This is a genomic window from Hymenobacter setariae (genome assembly GCF_007713685.1).
Lineage (GTDB): Bacteria > Bacteroidota > Bacteroidia > Cytophagales > Hymenobacteraceae > Hymenobacter > Hymenobacter setariae.
Genome location: NZ_VMRJ01000002.1, coordinates 427,268 through 447,320, shown reverse-complemented (window position 1 = coordinate 447,320; position 20,053 = coordinate 427,268). Strand labels below are relative to the sequence as shown.

The window sequence follows — 20,053 nt, the reverse complement described above, 5'->3', positions numbered from 1 at the left end:
AAGGAGAAATGAGGAAAATTTAGGCTTGGTACAAAGGCGAGGCGGGCAGGTGGAACACGTCGCGCAGGGCGCGCTTAGCGGCGTGATAGCCGCACATACCATGCACCCCGCCGCCGGGCGGTGTGGCCGACGAGCACAGATACAACCCCGCCTGCGAGGTGCGGTAGGGCGAGGCCCGCAGGGCCGGCCGCGTATATAACTGTCTGATATCTAACAACCCGCCATTGATGTCGCCCCCCACGTAATTGGGATTGTAGCTTTCCATCTGGGCCGTGTCGAAGGTGTGACGGGCGAGAATGCGCTCGCGAAAGCCCGGCGCGAAGCGCTCGACCTGACGCTCGATGGCCGCGGTGCTATCCACCCGCGAGCCGTTGGGCACGTGGCAGTAGGCCCAGGCGGTGTGTTGGCCGGCCGGGGCGCGGGTAGCATCGAACAGGCTTTGCTGGGCCAGTAGCACGAAGGGACGCTCGGGGTGCTGGCCTCGGGCAGCGGCTTGCTCGCCGGCGGCGATTTCGGCTAGAGTGCCGCCTAGGTGTACGGTGCCGGCCTGGGCGCACTCAGGTGCCGTGAAGGGAATAGGCTCGGCCAGTGCCCAATCGACTTTAAACACGCCCATGCCGTAGCGGTAGCGCCGCAGCTGCCACTGGTAAGTACTCGACAAGCTATGCCCCGCAATCTGCAAAAGCTGCGCAGGCGTCACGTCGAAAAGCACAGCTTTGGCAGGAGGCAGTTGGGCGAGCGAGCGCACATAGGTGCCCGTTTCGACGTGCCCGCCCAGCGCCCGGAAGTGCGCCACCAGCGCATCGGCGATGGCCTGCGAGCCGCCCCTAGGTAGGGGCCAGCCGCCGCGGTGCGCCGCAATGAGCAGCACCAGCCCGATGGCCGAAGTAGTCAGGTTGCTCAGCGGCTGAATGGCGTGGGCCGCCATGCCAGCAAATAGGCCCTTGGCTTTTTCGCCCTGAAAGCGCCGCGTGAGCACCGTGGCCGGCAGCAGCGCCGACAAGCCAAACTGCGCCATGTCGAGCGGGTGCTTGGGGAAGTGTAGCGGGGCCAGCACATCATTAGCCAGGCCGGGCCAACTAGCCACTAGCGGTGCGAGCAGACGTTGGTAAGCTTTGGCATCGGGCCCTAGGCCCTGGGCGGTGTCAGTTAAAGAGTTTACCACAGTGGCCGCCGTGCCATCGTCGAACGGGTGGGCGGCGGCCACGGGCGGCGTGAGGTATTCTAGCCCATACTGCGCCAGCGGCAGGGTTTGAAAAAACGGCGAGGCTGCCGCCAGTGGGTGAATGGCCGAGCAGATGTCGTGGCGAAAGCCGGGCAGCGTGAGCTCGGCCGTGCGTAGGCCGCCGCCAAGCTCTTTTTTGCCTTCGAGCAGCAGCACCGATAAGCCAGCCTGCTGCAAGGTGATGGCGGCCGCCAGCCCATTAGGGCCCGAGCCAACTACGACGGCATCATACGTGGAATCACTCATGCGGAAGGGGCTGGCACTAATTGCCAGCCAGAAAAACAGGGGGCTTAGTATTGGCCAGCCGAAAGCGTGGACTCGGACAAGGTGTAGCGACGGTCTACCCGGTCGAGCACCACGTACAACGAGTCCCTATGTTCGTCAGTCCCACGCAGTACGACGCGGCGGCCGCCATCGGTGGTACGGTACGCTAATATCAGGTGGTCGCGCTGCTCGGGGCGCTGCTCAGCTTTAATGCCGCGGTCGCGGCGAGTGCTGTACGCCAGCGGATTTATTTTCTTGGTCTCGTCGCCGATGCGGGCTAGGGCCGTGGCCGGAATCCACTTGGCCAGCGAGGCCTGGTACTTGGCCTGCTGCGCGGCTACCTGGCCACCTAGGTAGCTGCCGCCAGCATCGCCGCCGTAGCCATTGGAGTGGCTGGCCGCGATGCTGCTACCCTGCGGGGCGCCGGCCGGGGCGGCTGGGCGGTTACCCCGGTCTTTGCGGTCGGTGCCAGTACGGATTTTGCTTTGCAAATACAGCGTGTGGCCGGTGGTGTCGGCGTCGTAGTAGAATACGCGCTGCCCCCCGGCCAAGCCCGTTGTTTCGAAGGTGCGATTAATGTCGCGCATGGGCGAGCCGCCGCCGTTTGACAAATCCAGCTTGAGCGGCCGGTTGACCTTATAGGTAAAGCTGCTCCACTTTTCAAACGTGGCCTGCTGCCAGCGTATGCTATCGAGCGGCGAGTAGGGAATGACCTGGCCGTTGCGGCGAAACTCGGTGACGTTATAGAGCCCGCGTAGCGCGGCCACGCCCTTTTGCGCGGGCTGCTTGTAGGGGTCGAAGCGGAAATTCAGGTATTCGAGATAAGTCAAATACACCAGAAAAATGGCTATAGTCGTCACCTTCAGCCCTAGGCGACCCAGGCGCTGCCACGCCACCCGAAAGTGCGGATAGTAATGCTGCGGCACTGTGTAGCGCTCTCGAATTAGCAGGTTGTAAAGGTTAGGAATATCCTGCACCATCAGGAAGGCCGCCAGCAGTACGAAGTACGAGCTGTACACGTGCACCCCACCGTCGTAAGCGAAGTTGACAAATACGATATCGCCCAGCGCTCCGAGCAGCAGCGCGGCCCCCAGGAAAGTAGTGCGCCGAAAGAACAGTAGTACGCCGGCCAGCGTCTCGACCACGCCCGCAAACACTTGGTACCAAGGTACAATACCAATTTGCAGCCAGAATATCTTCTGGGCCGTCATGTCGCCAAAGTTGCTGTTGAGCAGGCCAATGGATGGGTACGGCATTTGGGTTGGGAAGAGCTTGGTGAAGCCAAACCCAATGATGCCGATGCCTGCCCGAAACCGCACCACGACACGCAGCCAGTAGTAGAGCACCTCGTATTCCTCGCGCTGGCGGTCGAGCAGGGTCCAGACCAAGCCGATGACGAAGGAGACACCTAGGGCGATAAACCAGTTGCCGTAGCCTAGCAGCACAGGCGTGCCTCCCTCCCCGCCCCCACTCAGGAAGAACGACGGGGAGAAGCGCGCGATGTCGTACACATCGCGGTAGTGCCCGTGTAGCCAGTCGATGGTGACGAGATTTTTGTACCACCCCCCATCGCTAGGCAGCGACAACAGCACGAAAAATGGAAAGGCAATGCGAAACAGCACGCGCTGCCAAGGTTGCCAAGGCCGGCGAGCAGCAGTGGCGGGCGGCGCGGTAGCTACGGGCGTCTCAAGCGTGGTAGTTGCCATGAGGAAAGAGAGATTACGATTAAGAAATGGCTGTCATGCAGAGCGCAGCGAAGCATCTTGCATGCTGGCGTTGGATGATATTGCGCCGCGCGAGATGCTTCGCTGCGCGCTGCATGACTAATAGTTACAGCCGCAACCCGCCGCGCCGGCCAGTTTTACCGGCTTCTTCCAGCAGGTATTTCTTCTTGCGTTTTTCGAGCACCACGTAGAGGGCGCGGCCCTGCTCATCGCGGCCAGTTAGGGTGATGGTGGTAGCATCGGGGCGGGCTAGGTGCAGCGTCAGCGGCTGGCTGCCTTCTCTGGGGTTGCGGTTGCGCAGCGTCAGGGTCTGGCCATCGGGGCCGAGGGTGTAGCCGTAGTAGTGGCGGCCCGCCGCGCCCGCAAACTCGAAGTTGCGCTCGATGTCCTGGGAAGGAATTATCTCTTCATTGCTAGGGTCTAGGGCCACTGGCTGGTTTGAGCGCACGCTGAGCGTGGCCCATTTCTCAAACACGACATCTTGCCAGCGGTCGGGGTCGGTGGCCGAGTACGGGTGCACCTGCCCCGCCAGCCGAAACTCGCGCACGTTATAGAGCCCGGCGGCTCCTGCTAGGCCTGGCGCCGTGGGATAGTGGTAAGTCCCTTGTTGATAGGCCGCATAGGCCTTTACCCCATACAGTCCCACAAACAGTAGGATAAAGGCGGCTTTGGCTACACGCTTGGTTTCGCGTGGCCAGCCGGCCGGCAATACCAGGCGAAAGCGGTTGGGCCGGGTGGGCAGCTCCAATGTCAGCAGCCGATTGAGGCGAGCCAAATCGTACCAGAGCACTAGCAAGCCGAGCACAATGAGGTAGAAGCTATACACATACTCGCCGCCCTCGTAAGCCAGGTTCGAGAGAAACACGTTGCCTAGAAACGTGAGCAGCAAGAAGGCCCCCGTGCTGGCCGTGCGGCGGCTCAGCAGCAGCACAGCGCCTAGGATTTCGACTAACCCCAGGAATGATTGGTACGAGGGCACGATACCTAAGCTCAGGGCGAAGATTTTCCAATCGCTTAGGTCGCCGTAGTGCGTGTTGAGATGGCTCAGCGAAGGCATTGGGGCCTGCATCGGAAAGAGCTTGAGGAAGCCATAGCCCAGCAGCGCAGCTGCCAGCCGGTAGCGCACCAGCACCCGCAGCCAGTAATACAAGGTGTTGTATTCGGTGCGGTTACGGTCTAGCGCACTCCACCCTAGGGCCCCTACTGCTGCAATGGCCACCACTACGCCCCAATTAGCGAAGGTGTCAGGGCCAGCGAAAAAGCGCGGCGTGTAGTGCGTCAGCCGAAACAAGTCGCCGAGCGACAACCCCGCCCAGTGCTGCACTAGGTCGCGGTAAAACTTCCAATCCAGCGGCACCACTTGCAGGAAGTAGTATAGGAAGGCGAAGCGAAACACTACCTTTTCGGCCCCCGACCACGTGTTGAGTTCTGGCGTGGGGCCTAGGGCCGCCGCAAGCGGTGCGGAAGCTACCGGCGCAGTCCCTAGGTTGGGCGTATTGCTCATTGGCGCGAAGAAGTAGGCCGAGGGAAATCCCGATTCGTCGCGCTGCGCCCGTGCTGCGGCCGCCGACTGGTTATCAACTTGATGAGGCATGGCAGAAAGCTCCTTAAATCAATTAATAGCCAGCATTTTGAACCAAGGCCGCATCGACTTGCAACTGACTGATGGGCAGCGGTAGCAGCAACCGGAAGGCCGGCAGTGGCGCCCCGCTGCTCAGCGGGTCGGCAAAGACCGTGGCGGCCCGCCCGGTGCGCACCAGGTCAAACCAGCGGTGTGGCTCTAAGGCAAATTCGAGCCGGCGCTCTTCCTCAATAACTTGCAGGATAGCGGCTTGGGTAGTGGCCGGGCTGGCGGTCAGCCCAGCGCGGGTGCGCACGGCGTTGAGGTCGGCCAGAGCATCGGTCAGCTTGTTTTGGCGGGCGCGGGCCTCGGCCCGAATGAGGTATTGCTCGGCTAGGCGCAGCACGTAGCTGGGGTCCGAGCCGGGGTTGCGGTAGTAGAGGTTGCCGTACCAGGTGGTGCCTAGGTTGGCAAGCAAGGTGCTGCGGCCGCCCGGCGTGTTGTTGGGCGCGGTGGTGAGCAGCGCTACCAGGCCGGCATTGGGGGCCCACTGCCGGGTGCCGCCGTTGGCGGTGGGCTGCCAGTTGCTACGGTGGCCGTTGACCTCGGTAGTACCGTTGTAGAAAATCTCAAAAATCGACTCGCGCGTGCCTCGGGCGTTGTTAGCAAACCAAGCGTTGAATGGAGCGACCAGCTGGTAGTTAGATTGGTCGCTGATAACGCGGGTGGCGTAGTCTTCGGCCAGTGCCCAGTTGCCCTGGTACAGGTGCAGCCGAGCCTTGAGCGCCCACGCTGCCTTGCGGGTAGCGCGGTAGCGGTCATTGGCACCTAGGGTAGTGGGGTTAGGCAGCAGCGGCTCGGCCGCGTCGAGGTCGCGCAGAGCCTGGGCGTAGGTATCGGCCTGGCTGGCGCGGGCAATACCTTGGTTGTCAGTAGCCGTGCGGGTGGGCTGCAAGATGAGCGGCACCCCGCCAAACGTGCGGGCCAAATCGAAATACGCCAGTCCCCGAAGGAAATACGCCTCGCCTAGGTACTGATTGCGCAGGGCGTTGGTCAGCAGCGGGTCCGACACGGTGGGCACGTTGGCTAGCACGTGATTGGCGCGGTTGATGGTCACGTAGATGCTCGACCACACCGTGCTGACGGTCGAGTTGTCAGAGCGCACGTTGTGGCTCACAAACTCTTGCACCTGCGACTGCGTGCCGGTCCACTGAATGTCGCCCCCGCCTAGGTAGCCAATCGACTGGAAGCTAGTGCCGTAGTAGCCGCTGCTACCTAGGGCGCTGTACACGCCATTGAGCGCCGTCAAGGAAGATTGCTGGTCCACGATGGTGGCGTTGTCGGCAATAGCCTCGCGGGGCTGCACGTCTAGATAGCTGCTGCATGCCCCCAGGGCCAGCACCAGCGCCATGCCCAGAAAGGGCGCGATGCTTTTTAGGTACGCGATGGAGAAAACCGAAAGCTGCACGGTCTGGCGCAGCTGCGCTGCCTGGCGCCGAATGGCTGCCCGCTGGCGAAAAGTAGTAGCTGACATATAAAATTGACCGTTAAAAAGTTGCGTTCACGCCCACTTGCCAGCTGCGCGGCTGGGGCGGCGTACCTAGGTCGATACCCTGCTGGTTGGCGTCGCTGCTAGATGCCGATTCGGGGTCGAGGCCAGTGTATTTGGTGAGCAGCACTAGGTTGGTGCCCTGCGCGTAGAGGCGCACTGTGCCGCCGAGCAGGTGCCGGGTCACGCTTTCGGGCAGCGTATAGCCAAGGCTCACGTTACGCAGCCGGATAAACGAGCCGTCTTCGAGCCAGCGGCTGCCGCCATCGAGGTAGTTGTTCACGTTGATGCCGTCGGCTTTGGGTACGTCGGTCACATCGCCGGGCTTTTGCCAGCGGGCCAGGTTGCTGGCGAAAATCACCCGGGCGTCGTCGCGCGCGCCGCCACCCTCGCCAAAGAAGCGATTGTGGTTGTATACCTTGTTGCCAGATTGAAATGAGACTAGCACGCTGGCATCAAAGCCTTTATAGGTAAGTGTATTGGTAAAGCCGCCGAAGAATTTAGGCCAGATACTTCCCACAATCTGCCGGTCAGCGGCCGTGATTTTGCCGTCCTTGTTCACGTCGTCGTACACCGCGTTGCCAGTCTGCGGGTCTACGTAAAGCTGCTTGTACACCCAAAATGAGTAGAGCGGGGTGCCCTGCTGCTGCAAAATCAAGTTGCGGCTGCCAAACTGAATGGGCGTGGCCAGCTGCTCAATGTTATTGACGTTGCTGGCAATGTTGAAATTAGTTGTCCAGTTCAGCCCGCCCGCACTGCGCAGGTTCACCGTGTTCAGGGCAAATTCCAGCCCTTTGTTACTGATTTCAACCGCGTTGCTCCAATAGGAGCTAAAGCCCGTGGTGGCCGGCTCGGTCAGCTGAATCAGCCCGTTCTTCGTGTATTTGTAGTAGGCGTTGAATTCCAGCGTAATGCGGTTATCGAGAAAGCCTAGGTCAAGGCCCACGTTAGCCTGGCTGGTTTGCTCCCACTTCAGGTTCTCATTGCCCAGTTGCTGCGGCGCGATGCCGGGGCCGCCTAGGTAGTTGGCGCCGCCGCTCCACAGCCCACGCGCCGCGAAGTTACCGATGCCGTTCTGGTTGCCCGTCAGGCCATAGCTAGCGCGCAGCTTCAGGTCGCTCAGCCAACGCGCCTCCTGCAGGAACTTCTCCTGCTTTACCCGCCAGGCAGCCCCCACGCTCGGGAAATACCCCCACTGATTGGCCGCCCCAAAGCGCGAGGAACCATCGGCCCGAAAGCTGACATTCAGCAAGTACCGGTCGTCAAAATTGTAGTCAACGCGCCCAAAAAACGAGGCCAGCCGGTAGCCTGTCCAGTTCTCGGTGCTGCTTGTGACGGAAGCCGCCGAAATTTCCCGGAAGGAGTTGTTGGGAAAGCCTGTGCCCTGCGCAAACGTGCGGTGGTAGGTGTCACTTTGCAAGCCCTGGCCCACCACTACACCCACGCGATGCTTGCCCCACTGCTGCCGGTAGGTCAGCGTGTTCTCATTGAGCAAGGAGGTGTACTGCGCATTGCTCGACGTGGCCAGCCCACCCACACCCGCCCCCGCAATGAGCAGCGTATTCCAGTACTCTTTCTCGTCGTAGTTGTTAAAATCGACCCCTAGGCTGGTCCGAAACTTCAGATTCGGCAAAAGCTGCACATCGCCATACAGGTTGCCGATATAGCGCAAACTGGTCGAGTTAACATCGTAGTTATCAATGAGCAGCTGCACATTGTCGAAACTGGCGCGGCTCACCAGCCGCCCACTTTCATCGTAGGGCGAGAGCAGCGTGGGGGTGTGCAAGGCAGCCTGCAAGAGGCCGCCGGCCGGGCCATCGCCGGCGCGCCCCTCGTTGCGGTAGGTGCGCGTGAAGGTGTTGCTTACCCCAATCTGCACCTTATCCGACAGCTTCTGGTCGAGGTTTAGCTTAAAGTTAGCTCGCTGAAAATCAATCGGCCGCAAGATGGATTCCTGCTTGGTATAGCCGCCGCCTAGGTAGTAGCGGCTCGCCGCATTGCCACCCGATACCGACACATCGTAGTTCTGCAAGCGCGCTGTGCGGAACACTTGCCCTAGGCGGTCGAAAGTCGGCTGCTCCTCGGGCAGCCCGCGCCCCCCTTCCGACGCGGGCCGGAAGGGCCGGGTGGCATAGTTGCCGTTGGTATTCAGCCAGTACTCGTTTACCAGCGTGGCGTGCTCGGGGCCAGTGGCTAAGTCCCACAGCTTGGCCGCTTTGGCCCAGCCCTGCGACACATCTACATTCACCTTCGGCTTCTGGTTGAAGTTACCGCGCTTGGTCGTCACCAGAATCACGCCGTTGGCCCCGCGGGCGCCGTACAGCGCCGTCGCATCAGCATCTTTGAGCACTTCAATGCTCTCAATGTCAGACGGATTCAGGTCGGCAATAGGCGATGTCGCCTTGCCCCCAGTGCTAATGGTTTGCAGGCTGTTATTGTTGATAAATACGCCATCTACCACGTACAGCGGGGTATTCGACCCGTTGATGGTGGTGGCGCCGCGCACCCGCACGTTCACCGCCTGGCCGGGCACGCCAGAATTTGACGATATCTGCACGCCTGGCACCTTGCCTTGCAGTTGCGCGTCGAAGCTGCCCACGGGGAGCGCCTTGGTGTCGCTGGGGTCTACCTTGGCGATGGCGCCAATCAGGTTTTTGCGCTGCTGGGTGCCATAGCCTACTACCACCACTTCGTTGAGTTGGCCTTGCGTGGGTACTAGCCGCACCGTCAGGCCACTCGCGCGCCTGGCCCTGACTTCCTGCGTTTTATAGCCCACATAAGAAATCAGCAGGGTCGCGTCTTCAGGCACGCCGGCTAGGGTGAAGTTGCCCTGCTCGTCGGTAGCGGTGCCGGCAGCGGTGCCCTTTAGGCGCACCGTTACGCCGGGCAGGCCGGCCCCATTTTCATCAAGCACTTTGCCGCTAAAGGGCTCATCGGCCACCAGCAGCGGCAGCACACTCGCCCCGTGGGCCGCTTGCGTTGCGGCCGGCAGCCCCAGCGTGAGCAGGAGCATGGGTAATGGAAATTTCATAAAATTTACTTAACCTGATAGCAAAAGCTGGGGGATGCTGGGCTGCGGCAGCAAGAGAGGCGACGGGGCTATGCGCAAAGCCGTCGGGGGCAGCAGGTAGCCTGTAGTTGGGCTACAGTGGTCGCTAAAATGTTTTTGCAAACCGTGGCAGCACGATGGGCAAAAAGCTTATACCAAGAAATCCTTACTAGACACGCCACTAGGCGAGCTATAGCCTAGGTCGGCAACAATCCTATTTCGCAAGCACGCCACAGCTACTTCGACTAGCGCATAAGCGCGCCGCAGGTCATACTCAACTATCTGCCTACGGGCTGCTGCGTACAAAATGTAGCGAGCAGCACCTAGCCACACGTGCTGTAAACCCACGAAAAAGAATTGGACCCACCGGACACAACATTGCAGCAGAAGCTACACCTGGTGAGCAGCAAGCTCTACCTAGCAGAAACGCCCGTAATGGAGTATATCAGCGCTACTTCGTGTCCGTGGCTGCAGCCAATGCGCCGCAACAACAGCACTGCGCAGCAGTACCGGTGGCGGAGAAGGTAAGGAGGCAGCGGAAGTGGAACACGGTGTTTGTTTTTATAATAGCCAGGCACCTTGCGTTGGCTTTCAGTTGGCACCGTTCCAGCGGGTGGCTAGAGGTTGCCGGCGGTTCATCGAGTCTGTCTCTCCGCGCCTCGGTATAAAAACGTTCCTTCTGAGGAAGGATTGAATGGACCAAAGGTAAAAGAACGAAAAGCAGAATTGCAATTAATTTTTTGTTTCCTTCAATCTAAGCAAAAGTAGAGAACAGCATAATACACTATGATAATGAATTATATAGCAGAAAAATCATTATTACACCAGTGCTAGCACATGGGTAGCACTGGTGGCAACGCAATGCACCTTAGTGTTCCCCTATCACTTTAACATAAGAACCTTCAACTACGAGCATGGACCTTTTGCCACCTAGGCAGTAGTGGTAAACCAGCGCCATCAATCTAAACAAACATTTGTTTGTGTTTATTTGTACTTGAAAAGAGCGCGCTGCCTCCACAGCCGCTTCTTGCCCTACCCCTCTCCCACCCACCAACAGCGCTTCCCATGCTGTTCAACCCTGCCATCGAGCGCTTGCCGCTGCCTCAACTGCGCGCCCTCCAAAACGCCCTGCTCAAGGAGCAGGTGGCGTATGTCTACGACCGGGTGCCGTTCTATAAGCAGAAGTTTGACGCGCTAGGTGTGCACCCGACTACGTTTCGAGGATTGGAGGACCTAGGGAAGCTAGGCTTTACTAAAAAGACGGATTTTCGGGATAACTATCCCTTCGGCCTGTTCGCGGTGCCCGAAAACGAGGTGGCGCGACTGCACTGCTCCAGCGGCACCACGGGCAAGGCCACAGTGGTCGGCTATACGGCCGGTGACCTCGACATCTTTGCCGAAGTGGTAGCCCGTTCGCTGGCCGCCGCTGGTTGCCGGCCTGGCATGAAGCTCCAGAATGCATATGGATACGGCCTCTTCACCGGCGGCCTGGGTATCCATTACGGCGCCGAGATGCTGGGGCTGACGGTCATTCCTGTATCGGGCGGCAGCACCGACCGACAGCTACAATTACTCCAGGATTTTCGGCCTGAAATCATTTGCGCTACCCCCTCTTACGCGCAGGTGCTGGCCGAGGAAATCAAGCGGCGCGGCATTAGCCCCGAAGACATCAATCTACAGTACGCCGTGCTCGGGGCCGAGCCCTGGACTGACACTATCCGCCAGCAAGTGGAAATGGGTTTGCGCGTGAAAGCCACCAATATCTACGGCCTCAGCGAAATCATGGGCCCTGGCGTGTCGCAGGAAGACGTGAACGAGCGCGGCACTGGCAGCTACGTCTGGGAAGACCATTTCTACCCCGAAATAGTAGACAAGCACACCGGCGAGCCAGTGGCCGAAGGTGAACTGGGCGTGCTAGTATTCACGACCTTGACCAAAAAGGCCATGCCTATTTTGCGGTACTGGACCAATGACATCACCAATCTTACCTACGACTACTCCGAAAGCCGTACGCACGTGAAGATGGGACCTATCCGCGGCCGAGCCGACGACATGCTCATCATTCGCGGAGTCAATTTCTTTCACACCCAGGTGGAGGATATTCTCAGCAGCCTACCCCAGGTGAGCCCTTACTACCAAGTGGTGGCCTCGCGCCGTGGCAGCATGGATGAGGTAGAAGTAAGCGTAGAAATCGCTGAAGAACTGATGCGCGACCTAGGCCTGGAAACGGTGACCGCCGATACCGTGCAGCAGCACGACTGCTTGCAGGCGCTGCAAGGCTCGTTTGCCAAAAAAATCAAGGACAACATCGGGCTGAGCATGAAGGTGACGCTGCTCGGTTTCGGCACGCTGCCGCGCAGCGAGGGCGGCAAGCTCAACCGCGTGCGCGACTTGCGGTCGCTAGCATAAGGGGCCTTACCTAACGGATAACACTGAAATTAGAAACAGAAGCATATGCCTCCCAAAACCGCTCCTAACCCCGCCCCGACGGCCACGCCGCCCGCCACGGGCGCAGCGCGGGTGGTAAAAAAGCGCCGCCCCGAACAACGGCAGCTTATTCTGGACGAGGCGGCGCACCTGTTCAAGGAGCGCGGCTTCGGCAGCTCGTCGATGCGCGACCTAGGGGCGCGGGTGGGACTCGACGCGGCCAGCATGTACAACCACATCAAGTCGAAAGACGAGATTTTAGAAATCATTTGCTTCCAGGTGTCGGATACCTACATCGCGCAACTGACTGAGGTGGAGCAGATGGAGGCGAATTACCTCGAAAAGATAACCGAGCTGCTGCGCCGCCACGTGCGCCTGATGACCAAGGACGGCGCTGCCGTATCGGTGGCCAACAACGAATGGAAGGCCCTAACCGAGCCACGCCTGACCGAATTTAAACAGGCCCGCAAGCGTTATGAGAAAGGCTTTGCGGCGCTTATTGAGCAAGGCATTGCGGCAGGCGAGTTGCAGGCCGTGAATGTATCAGTGGCCTTGTTTACGCTGCTCTCGGCGGTGCGCTGGGTCGAGCTGTGGTATCGGCCGGGGCGCAACTTGTCGGCCGCTGAGCTGGAAAACGACCTCCTTACGATGCTCCTCGACGGGCTGAAAAAACCTACCGCATGAGCCGCTTTCACAAACTCAAAATCAAGCACATTGCCCGCGAAACGCCCGACTGCGTGCGCGTGACGCTCGACGTGCCCGCCGACCTGCGCGAGGCGTTCCGCTTCACACAGGGCCAGTACCTCACGTTTCGGCGCATCCATAATGGCGAGGAACTGCGCCGCTCGTACTCCATTTGCAGCAGCCCGCTTGATAATGAGTGGCAGGTAGCCATCAAGAAAGTGCCGGAAGGCCGCTTTTCGTCACTGGCCGTAGATGGCCTGCGCGCCGGCGAAGAGTTGGAGGTGATGCCGCCGGCCGGGCACTTCCACACCGCGCTGCACCCCACGCAGGCCAAGCACTACGTGGCGTTTGCGGCGGGTAGCGGCATCACGCCCATTTTCAGCATCGTGAAAACGGTGCTGCTGACGGAGCCAAACAGCCGCGTCACGCTGGTGTACGGCAACCGGGGCCGCAATTCTATCATCTTCAAAGAAGCCCTGGAAGCGCTCAAAAACAAGTTTTTGCACCGCCTAAGCGTGTACCACATCCTAAGCCGCGAGCAGGGCGACGCCGATTTGCTATTCGGCCGCATTAATGAGCAGAAGGCTAAGCAGTTTCTCGAAAAGGTGGTGCCTGCCAGCCAGATTGACGAGTGCTTCCTGTGCGGCCCTGAGGACATGGTAAACGGCGTGCGCACGGCCCTTACCAGCGCCGGCGTAGCGCCCGAGAAAATTCACTTCGAGCTGTTTGGCTCGGCTAATGCGGGCAAAGCCGGCGCGGCCAAAGCCAAGTTGCCGCCCGTGGGCGAGGACGATAAAAAGAGCCTAGTAACGCTGAAGCTGGATGGAGGTGCGCGCCTGCTAGAAATGTCGTACTACGGCAATACCATCCTCGACGCGGCGCTAGAAAGCGGCATTGACGCTCCCTATTCCTGCAAAAACGGCATGTGCAGCACCTGTCTAGCCCGCGTCACGGAAGGCCGCGTAGAAATGGATGTAAACTACTCGCTTTCCGAAGCAGAAGTGGCCAAGGGCTACGTGCTCACCTGCCAGGCACGGCCCGTGACGGAGCAAGTAACTGTAGACTTTGACCAATGAGCACTTTCGCGGTAATGCAGGCCGCCGAGTTCGGCCATTTGCCCGTATGGGCTGGCAGCCGGGCCGCATTACCCCGGCCTCTTTGGCCTATGAACTTACAATCTACCTCCAGCGGTAGCTCGTCCCAGACTGCGTACGTGTACCGGGTACTCACTACGGTGGGCATCACCTTACTAGTTCTTATGCTGACGGGCTTGTTGGGCCTGGCATTCAGCGTGTGGCTGCGGCTACTGGCGGCGCTGCTCATTGCGCTGCCGTTGCGCGCGGGGGGCGACTGGCTACACCGCCGTACTGGCATGCCGGCTGGCCTAGGGCTACTGCTAACCACGTTGCTGGTGGTAGCGGTGCTGGGCGGCATGGGGTGGCTGTTTTCGGCCCGCATCGGCGACCAGGTTCGAGGGCTCCAGCAGCAACTACCCCAGGCCGTGGCCGATGTGCAGCAGCGCGTACAGGGTACCGAATGGGGGCAGTGGCTGGCCCGCGAAAACGTCGACTACACCAAGGTAGTCGGTGGCACGTCGGAGTGGCTGGGCCGAGCCACGGGTATTTTTTCAACTACACTCAGTGTAGTGGCCGATGGCTACGTCATTATTTTTCTGGCGCTGTTCTTGGCCTTGCAGCCCAAGGTATACCGCGCCGGGCTGGTGATGCTGGTGCCCAAAGCTGGCCGCGCCCGTGCTAATGAGGTGCTCGACTGCATTAGCAGCACGCTGGTAAATTGGGTGTTGGGCCGGCTGGTGTCGATGCTGTTTGTGGGTGTGCTCACGTGGCTGGGCCTCACGCTAATGGGTATGCCCATGGGCGCGGTGCTAGGGCTGTTTGCTGGGCTGGTAACATTCATTCCCAATATCGGCCCCATCGTGTCGATGGTACCGGCCGTGCTGCTAGCCTTCGTGCACGGTGGGCCGCAGGAGGCGCTCTACGTGGTGGGGCTGTACTTAGCGGTGCAAACCTTGGAAAGTTCGGCCGTGTCGCCGGTGGTGCAGCAGCGGCTCATCTCGATGCCACCGGCGCTCATTCTCGCCGGGCAGTTGATTATCGGCTCGTTTACGGGGCTGCTGGGCCTCACGCTGGCCACGCCCATCATCGCCATTATTGTGGTGCTAGTTAAGATGTTGTATGTGCAGGATGCCCTGGGTGACGAGGAGGTAAAAGTATAACCTAGGCGCTTTGTTTTTTGCTTTAAATAAAATCGTTACCTTTTAATTATCAGCTGTATGGAAACGCTAGAGAAGCCCGCCCTCACGCAGGAAGAACAGTTCCAGGCCCGCATCGACGCCGACGTGCGCATCGAGCCCAAGGACTGGATGCCCGACGCCTATCGCAAAACGCTGATTCGGCAGATTTCGCAGCACGCGCACTCCGAGCTGGTGGGGATGCTGCCCGAAGGCAACTGGATAACCCGCGCCCCCTCGCTCAAGCGCAAGTCCATTCTGCTTTCGAAGGTGCAGGATGAAGCCGGCCACGGCCTCTACCTCTACAGCGCCGCCGAAACCCTAGGTGCCAGTCGCGACCAAATGCTGGCCGACCTGCACTCGGGCAAAGCCAAGTACAGCAGCATCTTCAACTACCCCACCCTGAGCTGGGCCGATATGGGCTGCGTGGGTTGGCTGGTCGATGGCGCCGCCATCCTCAACCAGGTGCCGCTGTGCCGCACTAGCTACGGGCCGTATGCGCGAGCTATGGTGCGGGTGTGCAAGGAAGAAAGCTTCCACCAGCGCCAGGGCTTCGAGGTAATGCAGACGCTCTGCGAAGGTGCGCCCGCCCAGAAGGAGATGGCCCAGGAAGCCCTCAACCGCTGGTGGTGGCCTACCCTAATGATGTTTGGCCCTAAAGACTCGGAATCGCCCAACACCGAGCAGTCGATGAAGTGGCGCATCAAGCGCTTCACCAACGATGAGTTGCGCCAGAAATTCGTGGACATGATGGTGCCTCAGGCCGAGTTCCTAGGTCTCACCGTGCCCGACCCAGCCCTCAAGTGGAACGAGGAGCGCAAAGCATACGACTTCGGCGAGGTGAACTGGGAAGAGTTTTGGCAAGTGGTAAAAGGTAACGGTCTCTGCAATGCCGACCGCCTGCAAGCCCGCGTGCAAGCGCACGAAGAGGGCGCCTGGGTACGCGAGGCGGCCAACGCGCACGCCGCGAAGCGCAAGGCGCGGGAGGGGGTAGGGGCTTAACGTCTAACCCCACCCCCGGACCCTCCCCTCCGGGAGAGGGGAGCCAACCGTAAGCTAACGTCATTCAGTCGCCAGGCTCCCCTCTCCCGGAGGGGAGGGGTCGGGGGTAGGGCCTCATGGTTGTTAAGGCAAAAAAGTTATACAAACTACCTATATGAACCAGTCCGAATGGCCTCTTTGGGAGGTCTTTATCCGCAGCAAGCAGGGCCTCGACCACAAGCACGTGGGTAGCCTGCACGCCGCCGATGCTACGATGGCCATCCAAAATGCGCGTGACGTGTACACGCGCCGCCTTGAAGGCGTGAGCATTTGGGTGGTCGAGTCGACGCACATCCACGCCTCCAACCCCGACGATGCCGAAGCTTTCTTCGACCCGGCGGCCGATAAAGTGTACCGGCACCCCACATTCTACGATGTGCCGGATTCCATTAAACACATGTAATGCTGCTCACTATGCAAGCTGCCCCTTCCGAATCTGCTGCCCTGGCTACCTACTCCGCGGAGGTGCGGCAGCTGCTGTTTCAATACGTGTTGCAACTGGCTGACACCAGCCTCATCCTAGGCCACCGCCTGAGCGAGTGGTGCGGCCACGGTCCCATCCTGGAACAGGACCTCGCGATGGCCAACATCGCCCTCGACCTGCTGGGCGAAACCCGCAGCCTCTACCAATACGCCACCGAGCTCGAAGGAAAAGGCCGCACCGAAGACGACCTGGCCTACCTACGCTCGGCCGTGGAGTACCGTAACCCGCTGCTAGTTGAACAGCCCAACGGCGACTTTGCGCACACCATCGTGCGGCAGTTTTTGTTTGACAACTTCCACTATCCCTTCCTGAAACAGCTCAAAAGCAGCCCCGACGAGCGCCTAGCCGGCATTGCCGAAAAAGCCGTGAAGGAAGCCGCCTACCACCTCAAGTGGAGCTCGGAGTGGATAATTCGCCTCGGCGACGGCACGCCCGAAAGCCGGCAGCGCGTCGAAAAAGCCATTGCCAGCCTCTGGCGCTATGCCGCCGAACTGACCACGCCCACCGCCACCGAAAAGGCGTTGCAAGAAGCCGGCATCATCCCCGATTACGCCGCGTTGCAACCCACCATGGCGGCCCACGTGGCGCGCGTGCTGGAAGAAGCCACCCTGCCTACCCCCCCGGCGAGCAGCTTTGGGCTGGCGGGCGGCAAGGAAGGGCGGCACAGCGAGCACCTCGGGTACATTCTCACCGAGCTGCAATACGTGCAGCGCGCCTACCCCGGCCTCACATGGTAGCCACCGCCCTCACCGAAGCCCGCATCTGGGAGCTGCTCGACGAGGTGCTCGACCCCGAGGTGCCGGTGCTCAGCATTCTGGACCTGGGCATCGTGCGCGGCGTGCAAGTAGCCGGCGAGCTGGTGACGGTGCACATCACGCCCACCTACTCGGGCTGCCCGGCCATGAACACCATCGCCACCGACATCCGTCTGCGGCTGCTGGCCGAAGGCATTACGCAAGTCACGATTCACAACCAGCTCAGCCCGGCCTGGACCACCGACTGGATGACCCCTGCCGGCCGCGAAAAGCTAGAAGCCTACGGCATCGCGCCGCCCGTGGATGGCACGGCCACGGGCCATATGCTCAATCTTTTTGGGCAGGACACGGCCGTGCGCTGCCCCAATTGCAAGTCCGATAACACGCGCTTGGTCAGTCAGTTCGGTTCTACGGCCTGCAAGGCGTCTTACCAGTGCAACGACTGCCACGAGCCCTTCGATTACTTCAAGTGCCACTAGCCCAGTAGCTCCCCACTATTCTTCTCCATGTCCGATTCCCAGTCTCTGCTTTTCTCCCTCGCCGACGGCGTCGCTACGCTGACCTTCAACCGGCCCGCCGTTTTCAATAGCGTCAACCGCGAAGTGGCCCTAGGCCTCCAGCAGCACTTGCGCGAGTGCCAGGCCGATGCCAGCGTGCGGGCCGTGGTGCTAACGGGCACGGGCAAAGCCTTTTGCGCCGGACAAGACCTAGCCGAAATAACCGGCCCCAACGCCCCCGACGTGGCCGAAATCGTGGAGAAGCTCTACAACCCCATCGTGCTGCTCATCCGCGAGCTCGACAAGCCTGTGATAGCCGCCGTGAATGGTGTAGCTGCCGGCGCAGGGGCCAACCTAGCCCTGGCCTGCGACATTGTGGTGGCGAAGGAATCAGCGTCGTTTATTCAGGCATTCAGTAAGATAGGCTTGGTGCCCGATAGCGGCGGCACGTACTTCCTACCCCGCCTCGTGGGCATGCAGCGCGCCAGCGCCCTTATGATGCTCGGCGACAAAGTGAGTGCCGCTGACGCTGTGCAAATGGGCATGATTTACAAGAGCTTTACCGACGAAGCCTTCGACCAAGAAGTAGCCGCACTGGCCCGCAAGCTGGCCGCCATGCCCACCAAAGGCTTGGCCTACACCAAGCACCTGCTTAATAGCACCTTCGGCAACGATGTGGCCCAGCAGCTAAGCGCCGAAGGTGACTACCAGTTGCGCGCCGGTAATACTGCTGACTACCGCGAGGGTGTAGCCGCCTTCATGGAAAAACGCCAACCTACCTTCACCGGCCAGTAAAACAGCAAGTAGCTTGGACTTTGTAGTCCGAACGCGAGCGTAGCTCGCATCTGCGCTTGAGAACGTCAGGATAATTCGGCCTAATGTGGATGCGAGCTACGCTCGCGCTCGGACTACAAGGTCCAAGCTACACTCTTCAACTATGCAACAGATAACCATCGGCATCATCGGCAGTGGCGCAATGGGCGCAGGCATTGCGCAAGTGGTAGCCACCGCCGGCCACCCCGTGCGCCTGCTCGACCAAAACGCGGCCGCTCTCGAAAAAGCTACTTCTAGCATTGCCACCAGCTTGCGCCGGTTAGCCGAGAAAGGCAAACTGACCCCTGAGGCAGCCGAAGCAGCCGTAGCCCGCCTGCATCCCACCGAGACGATGGCCGACTTCGCCGATTGTGGCTTGGTTATCGAGGCCATAGTAGAGGACCTAGGGGTGAAGCAGCAAGTTTTTAGGGGAGTAGAGGCCATCGTATCGGCCGAATGCTGGCTGGCGAGCAATACGTCCTCACTCTCGATTACGGCTATCGCGGCGGCCTGCCAGCGGCCCGAGCGGTTTGTGGGCATCCACTTCTTCAACCCGGCCCCGCTGATGCAGCTGGTCGAAGTTGTTCCAGCGGTGCAAACCCGCGCCGGGCTGGCCGAGGAGGTCAAGGCGCTGGTAGCCAGCTGGGGCAAGCGCCCGGTGCTGGCCCAGGATACGCCCGGCTTTATCGTGAACCGCGTGGCACGGCCGTTCTACGGCGAGGCCATCCGCATTTTGGAAGAAGGCATCGCCGACATCGCTACCATCGACTGGGCCCTGACCGACCTAGGCGGCTTCCGTATGGGGCCGTTTGCACTAATGGATTTTATCGGCCACGACGTGAATTACCGCGTCACCGAATCGGTGTTCACAGCCTTCTTCTACGACCCGCGCTACCGGCCTTCGTTCACCCAAAAGCGGCTTTTTGAAGCTGGCTACCTAGGGCGCAAAACGGGGCGCGGCTTTTACAACTACGCGCCGGGCGCCGTGCCGCCTACCCCCACCAAAGACGAGCGCTTGGGTTACACCATATTGCATCGGGTGCTGGCCATGCTCATCAACGAGGCCGCCGACTCACTGTACCTGCGCGTGGCTTCAGCCGAAGACCTAGAGCTAGCCATGACTACCGGCGTCAACTATCCCAAAGGCCTGCTGGCCTGGGCCGACGAGCTAGGACCGTTGCAAGTGCTGGCGACGCTCGATGAGCTTTACGCCGAGTACCGCGACGACCGTTACCGCGCTAGCCCGCTGCTCCGCCGATTGGCCCGCAACCACCAATTCTTCTTGTCAAATGAATCCGCTGCCGTCCGCCAATAATCATCTGGCCGAAGCCGTGAAAAAGTTGATGCTGCGGCAAGACACCTTTAGCCAATTGCTAGGGTTGGAGGTCGAGGAAGTTGGTCCTGGCTACTGTCGCCTGCACTTCGTGGTGCGGCCCGATATGCTCAATGGCTTCGGCTCCCTGCACGGCGGCGCCACTTTTTCAGCGGCCGATACGGCCTTTGCTTTCGCCTGCAACAGCCACGGCCGCCAGAGCGTGGGCCTCACCGTGACCGTCGATTACCTAGAAGCGGGCAAGCTCGGCGACATCATCACGGTGGAAGCCCGCGAAGAGAGCCTTAAGCACAAAGTCGGCGTGTACCAGGTGCGGGTCGTCAACCAGAACGGGGTAGTGCTGGCCTTGTTCAAAGGCACGGCTTACCGCACGAGTAACGAGATATTATAAAGCAA

At 60.3% G+C, this 20,053-nt stretch carries 16 protein-coding genes and 1 riboswitch; of the genes, 11 read left to right on the top strand and 5 right to left on the bottom strand.

Annotated elements, in window-relative coordinates; genetic code table 11:
- Positions 1–19 precede the first annotated feature (19 nt).
- The 5 genes from FNT36_RS08310 to FNT36_RS08290 all read right to left on the bottom strand — a co-directional run bounded on the left by FNT36_RS08310 (position 20) and on the right by FNT36_RS08290 (position 9,354).
- Entirely contained in the window at positions 20–1,471 is a 1,452-nt protein-coding gene (locus FNT36_RS08310) for a phytoene desaturase family protein (RefSeq protein WP_144846319.1), read from the bottom strand.
- 44 nt (positions 1,472–1,515) lie between these two features.
- Positions 1,516–3,195 carry a hypothetical protein gene (locus FNT36_RS08305; protein WP_144846317.1) on the bottom strand — a complete coding sequence of 560 codons (1,680 nt, stop codon included), beginning with the start codon at positions 3,193–3,195 and terminating at the stop codon, positions 1,516–1,518.
- 124 nt (positions 3,196–3,319) lie between these two features.
- Positions 3,320–4,807, bottom strand: a complete 1,488-nt coding sequence (locus tag FNT36_RS08300) for a DoxX family protein (RefSeq protein ID WP_233635784.1) — start codon at positions 4,805–4,807, stop codon at positions 3,320–3,322.
- Between the two features lie 22 nt (positions 4,808–4,829).
- Positions 4,830–6,308, bottom strand: coding sequence for a RagB/SusD family nutrient uptake outer membrane protein (locus FNT36_RS08295; RefSeq protein ID WP_317129600.1), 1,479 nt, complete (start codon positions 6,306–6,308; stop codon positions 4,830–4,832).
- Between the two features lie 13 nt (positions 6,309–6,321).
- On the bottom strand, positions 6,322–9,354 hold the full coding sequence (locus tag FNT36_RS08290; protein ID WP_233635783.1) for a SusC/RagA family TonB-linked outer membrane protein: 3,033 nt from the start codon (positions 9,352–9,354) through the stop codon (positions 6,322–6,324).
- 576 nt (positions 9,355–9,930) lie between these two features.
- A riboswitch (SAM riboswitch) is annotated at positions 9,931–10,043 on the bottom strand.
- 394 nt (positions 10,044–10,437) lie between these two features.
- Here FNT36_RS08290 and FNT36_RS08285 point away from each other — a divergent pair.
- The 11 genes from FNT36_RS08285 (at position 10,438) to paaI (ending at position 20,048) form a co-directional block, all read left to right on the top strand.
- The gene (locus tag FNT36_RS08285; RefSeq protein WP_144846315.1) at positions 10,438–11,781 is read left to right on the top strand and encodes an AMP-binding protein; all 1,344 of its coding nucleotides are present in this window, start codon (positions 10,438–10,440) and stop codon (positions 11,779–11,781) included.
- A gap of 45 nt (positions 11,782–11,826) precedes the next feature.
- The gene (locus tag FNT36_RS08280) at positions 11,827–12,483 is read left to right on the top strand and encodes a TetR/AcrR family transcriptional regulator (RefSeq protein ID WP_144846313.1); all 657 of its coding nucleotides are present in this window, start codon (positions 11,827–11,829) and stop codon (positions 12,481–12,483) included.
- Complete coding sequence (gene paaE / locus FNT36_RS08275; RefSeq protein ID WP_144846311.1) at positions 12,480–13,559, top strand: 1,2-phenylacetyl-CoA epoxidase subunit PaaE; 1,080 nt, start codon at positions 12,480–12,482, stop codon at positions 13,557–13,559. The genes FNT36_RS08280 and paaE overlap by 4 nt, the downstream gene beginning before the upstream one ends.
- An 89-nt stretch (positions 13,560–13,648) precedes the next feature.
- Entirely contained in the window at positions 13,649–14,719 is a 1,071-nt protein-coding gene (locus FNT36_RS08270) for an AI-2E family transporter (protein WP_144846309.1), read from the top strand.
- Between the two features lie 57 nt (positions 14,720–14,776).
- Positions 14,777–15,736, top strand: a complete 960-nt coding sequence (gene paaA / locus FNT36_RS08265; protein WP_144846307.1) for a 1,2-phenylacetyl-CoA epoxidase subunit PaaA — start codon at positions 14,777–14,779, stop codon at positions 15,734–15,736.
- A 154-nt stretch (positions 15,737–15,890) separates the two neighbouring features.
- Entirely contained in the window at positions 15,891–16,178 is a 288-nt protein-coding gene (gene paaB, locus FNT36_RS08260) for a 1,2-phenylacetyl-CoA epoxidase subunit PaaB (protein ID WP_144846305.1), read from the top strand.
- An 11-nt stretch (positions 16,179–16,189) separates the two neighbouring features.
- Positions 16,190–16,996 (top strand): 1,2-phenylacetyl-CoA epoxidase subunit PaaC, encoded by an 807-nt coding sequence (gene paaC / locus FNT36_RS08255; RefSeq protein ID WP_144846303.1) that lies wholly within the window; start codon positions 16,190–16,192, stop codon positions 16,994–16,996.
- Entirely contained in the window at positions 16,990–17,493 is a 504-nt protein-coding gene (gene paaD, locus FNT36_RS08250; RefSeq protein WP_144846301.1) for a 1,2-phenylacetyl-CoA epoxidase subunit PaaD, read from the top strand. The genes paaC and paaD overlap by 7 nt, the downstream gene beginning before the upstream one ends.
- A gap of 27 nt (positions 17,494–17,520) precedes the next feature.
- The gene (locus FNT36_RS08245) at positions 17,521–18,306 is read left to right on the top strand and encodes an enoyl-CoA hydratase-related protein (protein ID WP_144846299.1); all 786 of its coding nucleotides are present in this window, start codon (positions 17,521–17,523) and stop codon (positions 18,304–18,306) included.
- Positions 18,307–18,448: 142 nt separating this feature from the next.
- Entirely contained in the window at positions 18,449–19,639 is a 1,191-nt protein-coding gene (locus FNT36_RS08240) for a 3-hydroxyacyl-CoA dehydrogenase NAD-binding domain-containing protein (protein ID WP_233635782.1), read from the top strand.
- Positions 19,614–20,048 (top strand): hydroxyphenylacetyl-CoA thioesterase PaaI, encoded by a 435-nt coding sequence (gene paaI / locus FNT36_RS08235; RefSeq protein ID WP_144846297.1) that lies wholly within the window; start codon positions 19,614–19,616, stop codon positions 20,046–20,048. Before FNT36_RS08240 ends, paaI begins: the two co-directional genes overlap by 26 nt.
- The last annotated feature ends 5 nt before the right edge of the window (positions 20,049–20,053 follow it).

What these genes read in the sequence shown, in the direction of transcription:
- FNT36_RS08310 (WP_144846319.1), bottom strand. Translation starts at nt 1,471, where the DNA reads ATGAGTGATTCCACGTATGATGCCGTCGTAGTTGGCTCGGGCCCTAAT.
- FNT36_RS08305 (WP_144846317.1), bottom strand. Translation starts at nt 3,195, where the DNA reads ATGGCAACTACCACGCTTGAGACGCCCGTAGCTACCGCGCCGCCCGCC.
- FNT36_RS08300 (WP_233635784.1), bottom strand. Translation starts at nt 4,807, where the DNA reads ATGCCTCATCAAGTTGATAACCAGTCGGCGGCCGCAGCACGGGCGCAG.
- FNT36_RS08295 (WP_317129600.1), bottom strand. Translation starts at nt 6,308, where the DNA reads ATGTCAGCTACTACTTTTCGCCAGCGGGCAGCCATTCGGCGCCAGGCA.
- FNT36_RS08290 (WP_233635783.1), bottom strand. Translation starts at nt 9,354, where the DNA reads ATGAAATTTCCATTACCCATGCTCCTGCTCACGCTGGGGCTGCCGGCC.
- FNT36_RS08285 (WP_144846315.1), top strand. Translation starts at nt 10,438, where the DNA reads ATGCTGTTCAACCCTGCCATCGAGCGCTTGCCGCTGCCTCAACTGCGC.
- FNT36_RS08280 (WP_144846313.1), top strand. Translation starts at nt 11,827, where the DNA reads ATGCCTCCCAAAACCGCTCCTAACCCCGCCCCGACGGCCACGCCGCCC.
- paaE (WP_144846311.1), top strand. Translation starts at nt 12,480, where the DNA reads ATGAGCCGCTTTCACAAACTCAAAATCAAGCACATTGCCCGCGAAACG.
- FNT36_RS08270 (WP_144846309.1), top strand. Translation starts at nt 13,649, where the DNA reads ATGAACTTACAATCTACCTCCAGCGGTAGCTCGTCCCAGACTGCGTAC.
- paaA (WP_144846307.1), top strand. Translation starts at nt 14,777, where the DNA reads ATGGAAACGCTAGAGAAGCCCGCCCTCACGCAGGAAGAACAGTTCCAG.
- paaB (WP_144846305.1), top strand. Translation starts at nt 15,891, where the DNA reads ATGAACCAGTCCGAATGGCCTCTTTGGGAGGTCTTTATCCGCAGCAAG.
- paaC (WP_144846303.1), top strand. Translation starts at nt 16,190, where the DNA reads ATGCAAGCTGCCCCTTCCGAATCTGCTGCCCTGGCTACCTACTCCGCG.
- paaD (WP_144846301.1), top strand. Translation starts at nt 16,990, where the DNA reads ATGGTAGCCACCGCCCTCACCGAAGCCCGCATCTGGGAGCTGCTCGAC.
- FNT36_RS08245 (WP_144846299.1), top strand. Translation starts at nt 17,521, where the DNA reads ATGTCCGATTCCCAGTCTCTGCTTTTCTCCCTCGCCGACGGCGTCGCT.
- FNT36_RS08240 (WP_233635782.1), top strand. Translation starts at nt 18,449, where the DNA reads ATGCAACAGATAACCATCGGCATCATCGGCAGTGGCGCAATGGGCGCA.
- paaI (WP_144846297.1), top strand. Translation starts at nt 19,614, where the DNA reads ATGAATCCGCTGCCGTCCGCCAATAATCATCTGGCCGAAGCCGTGAAA.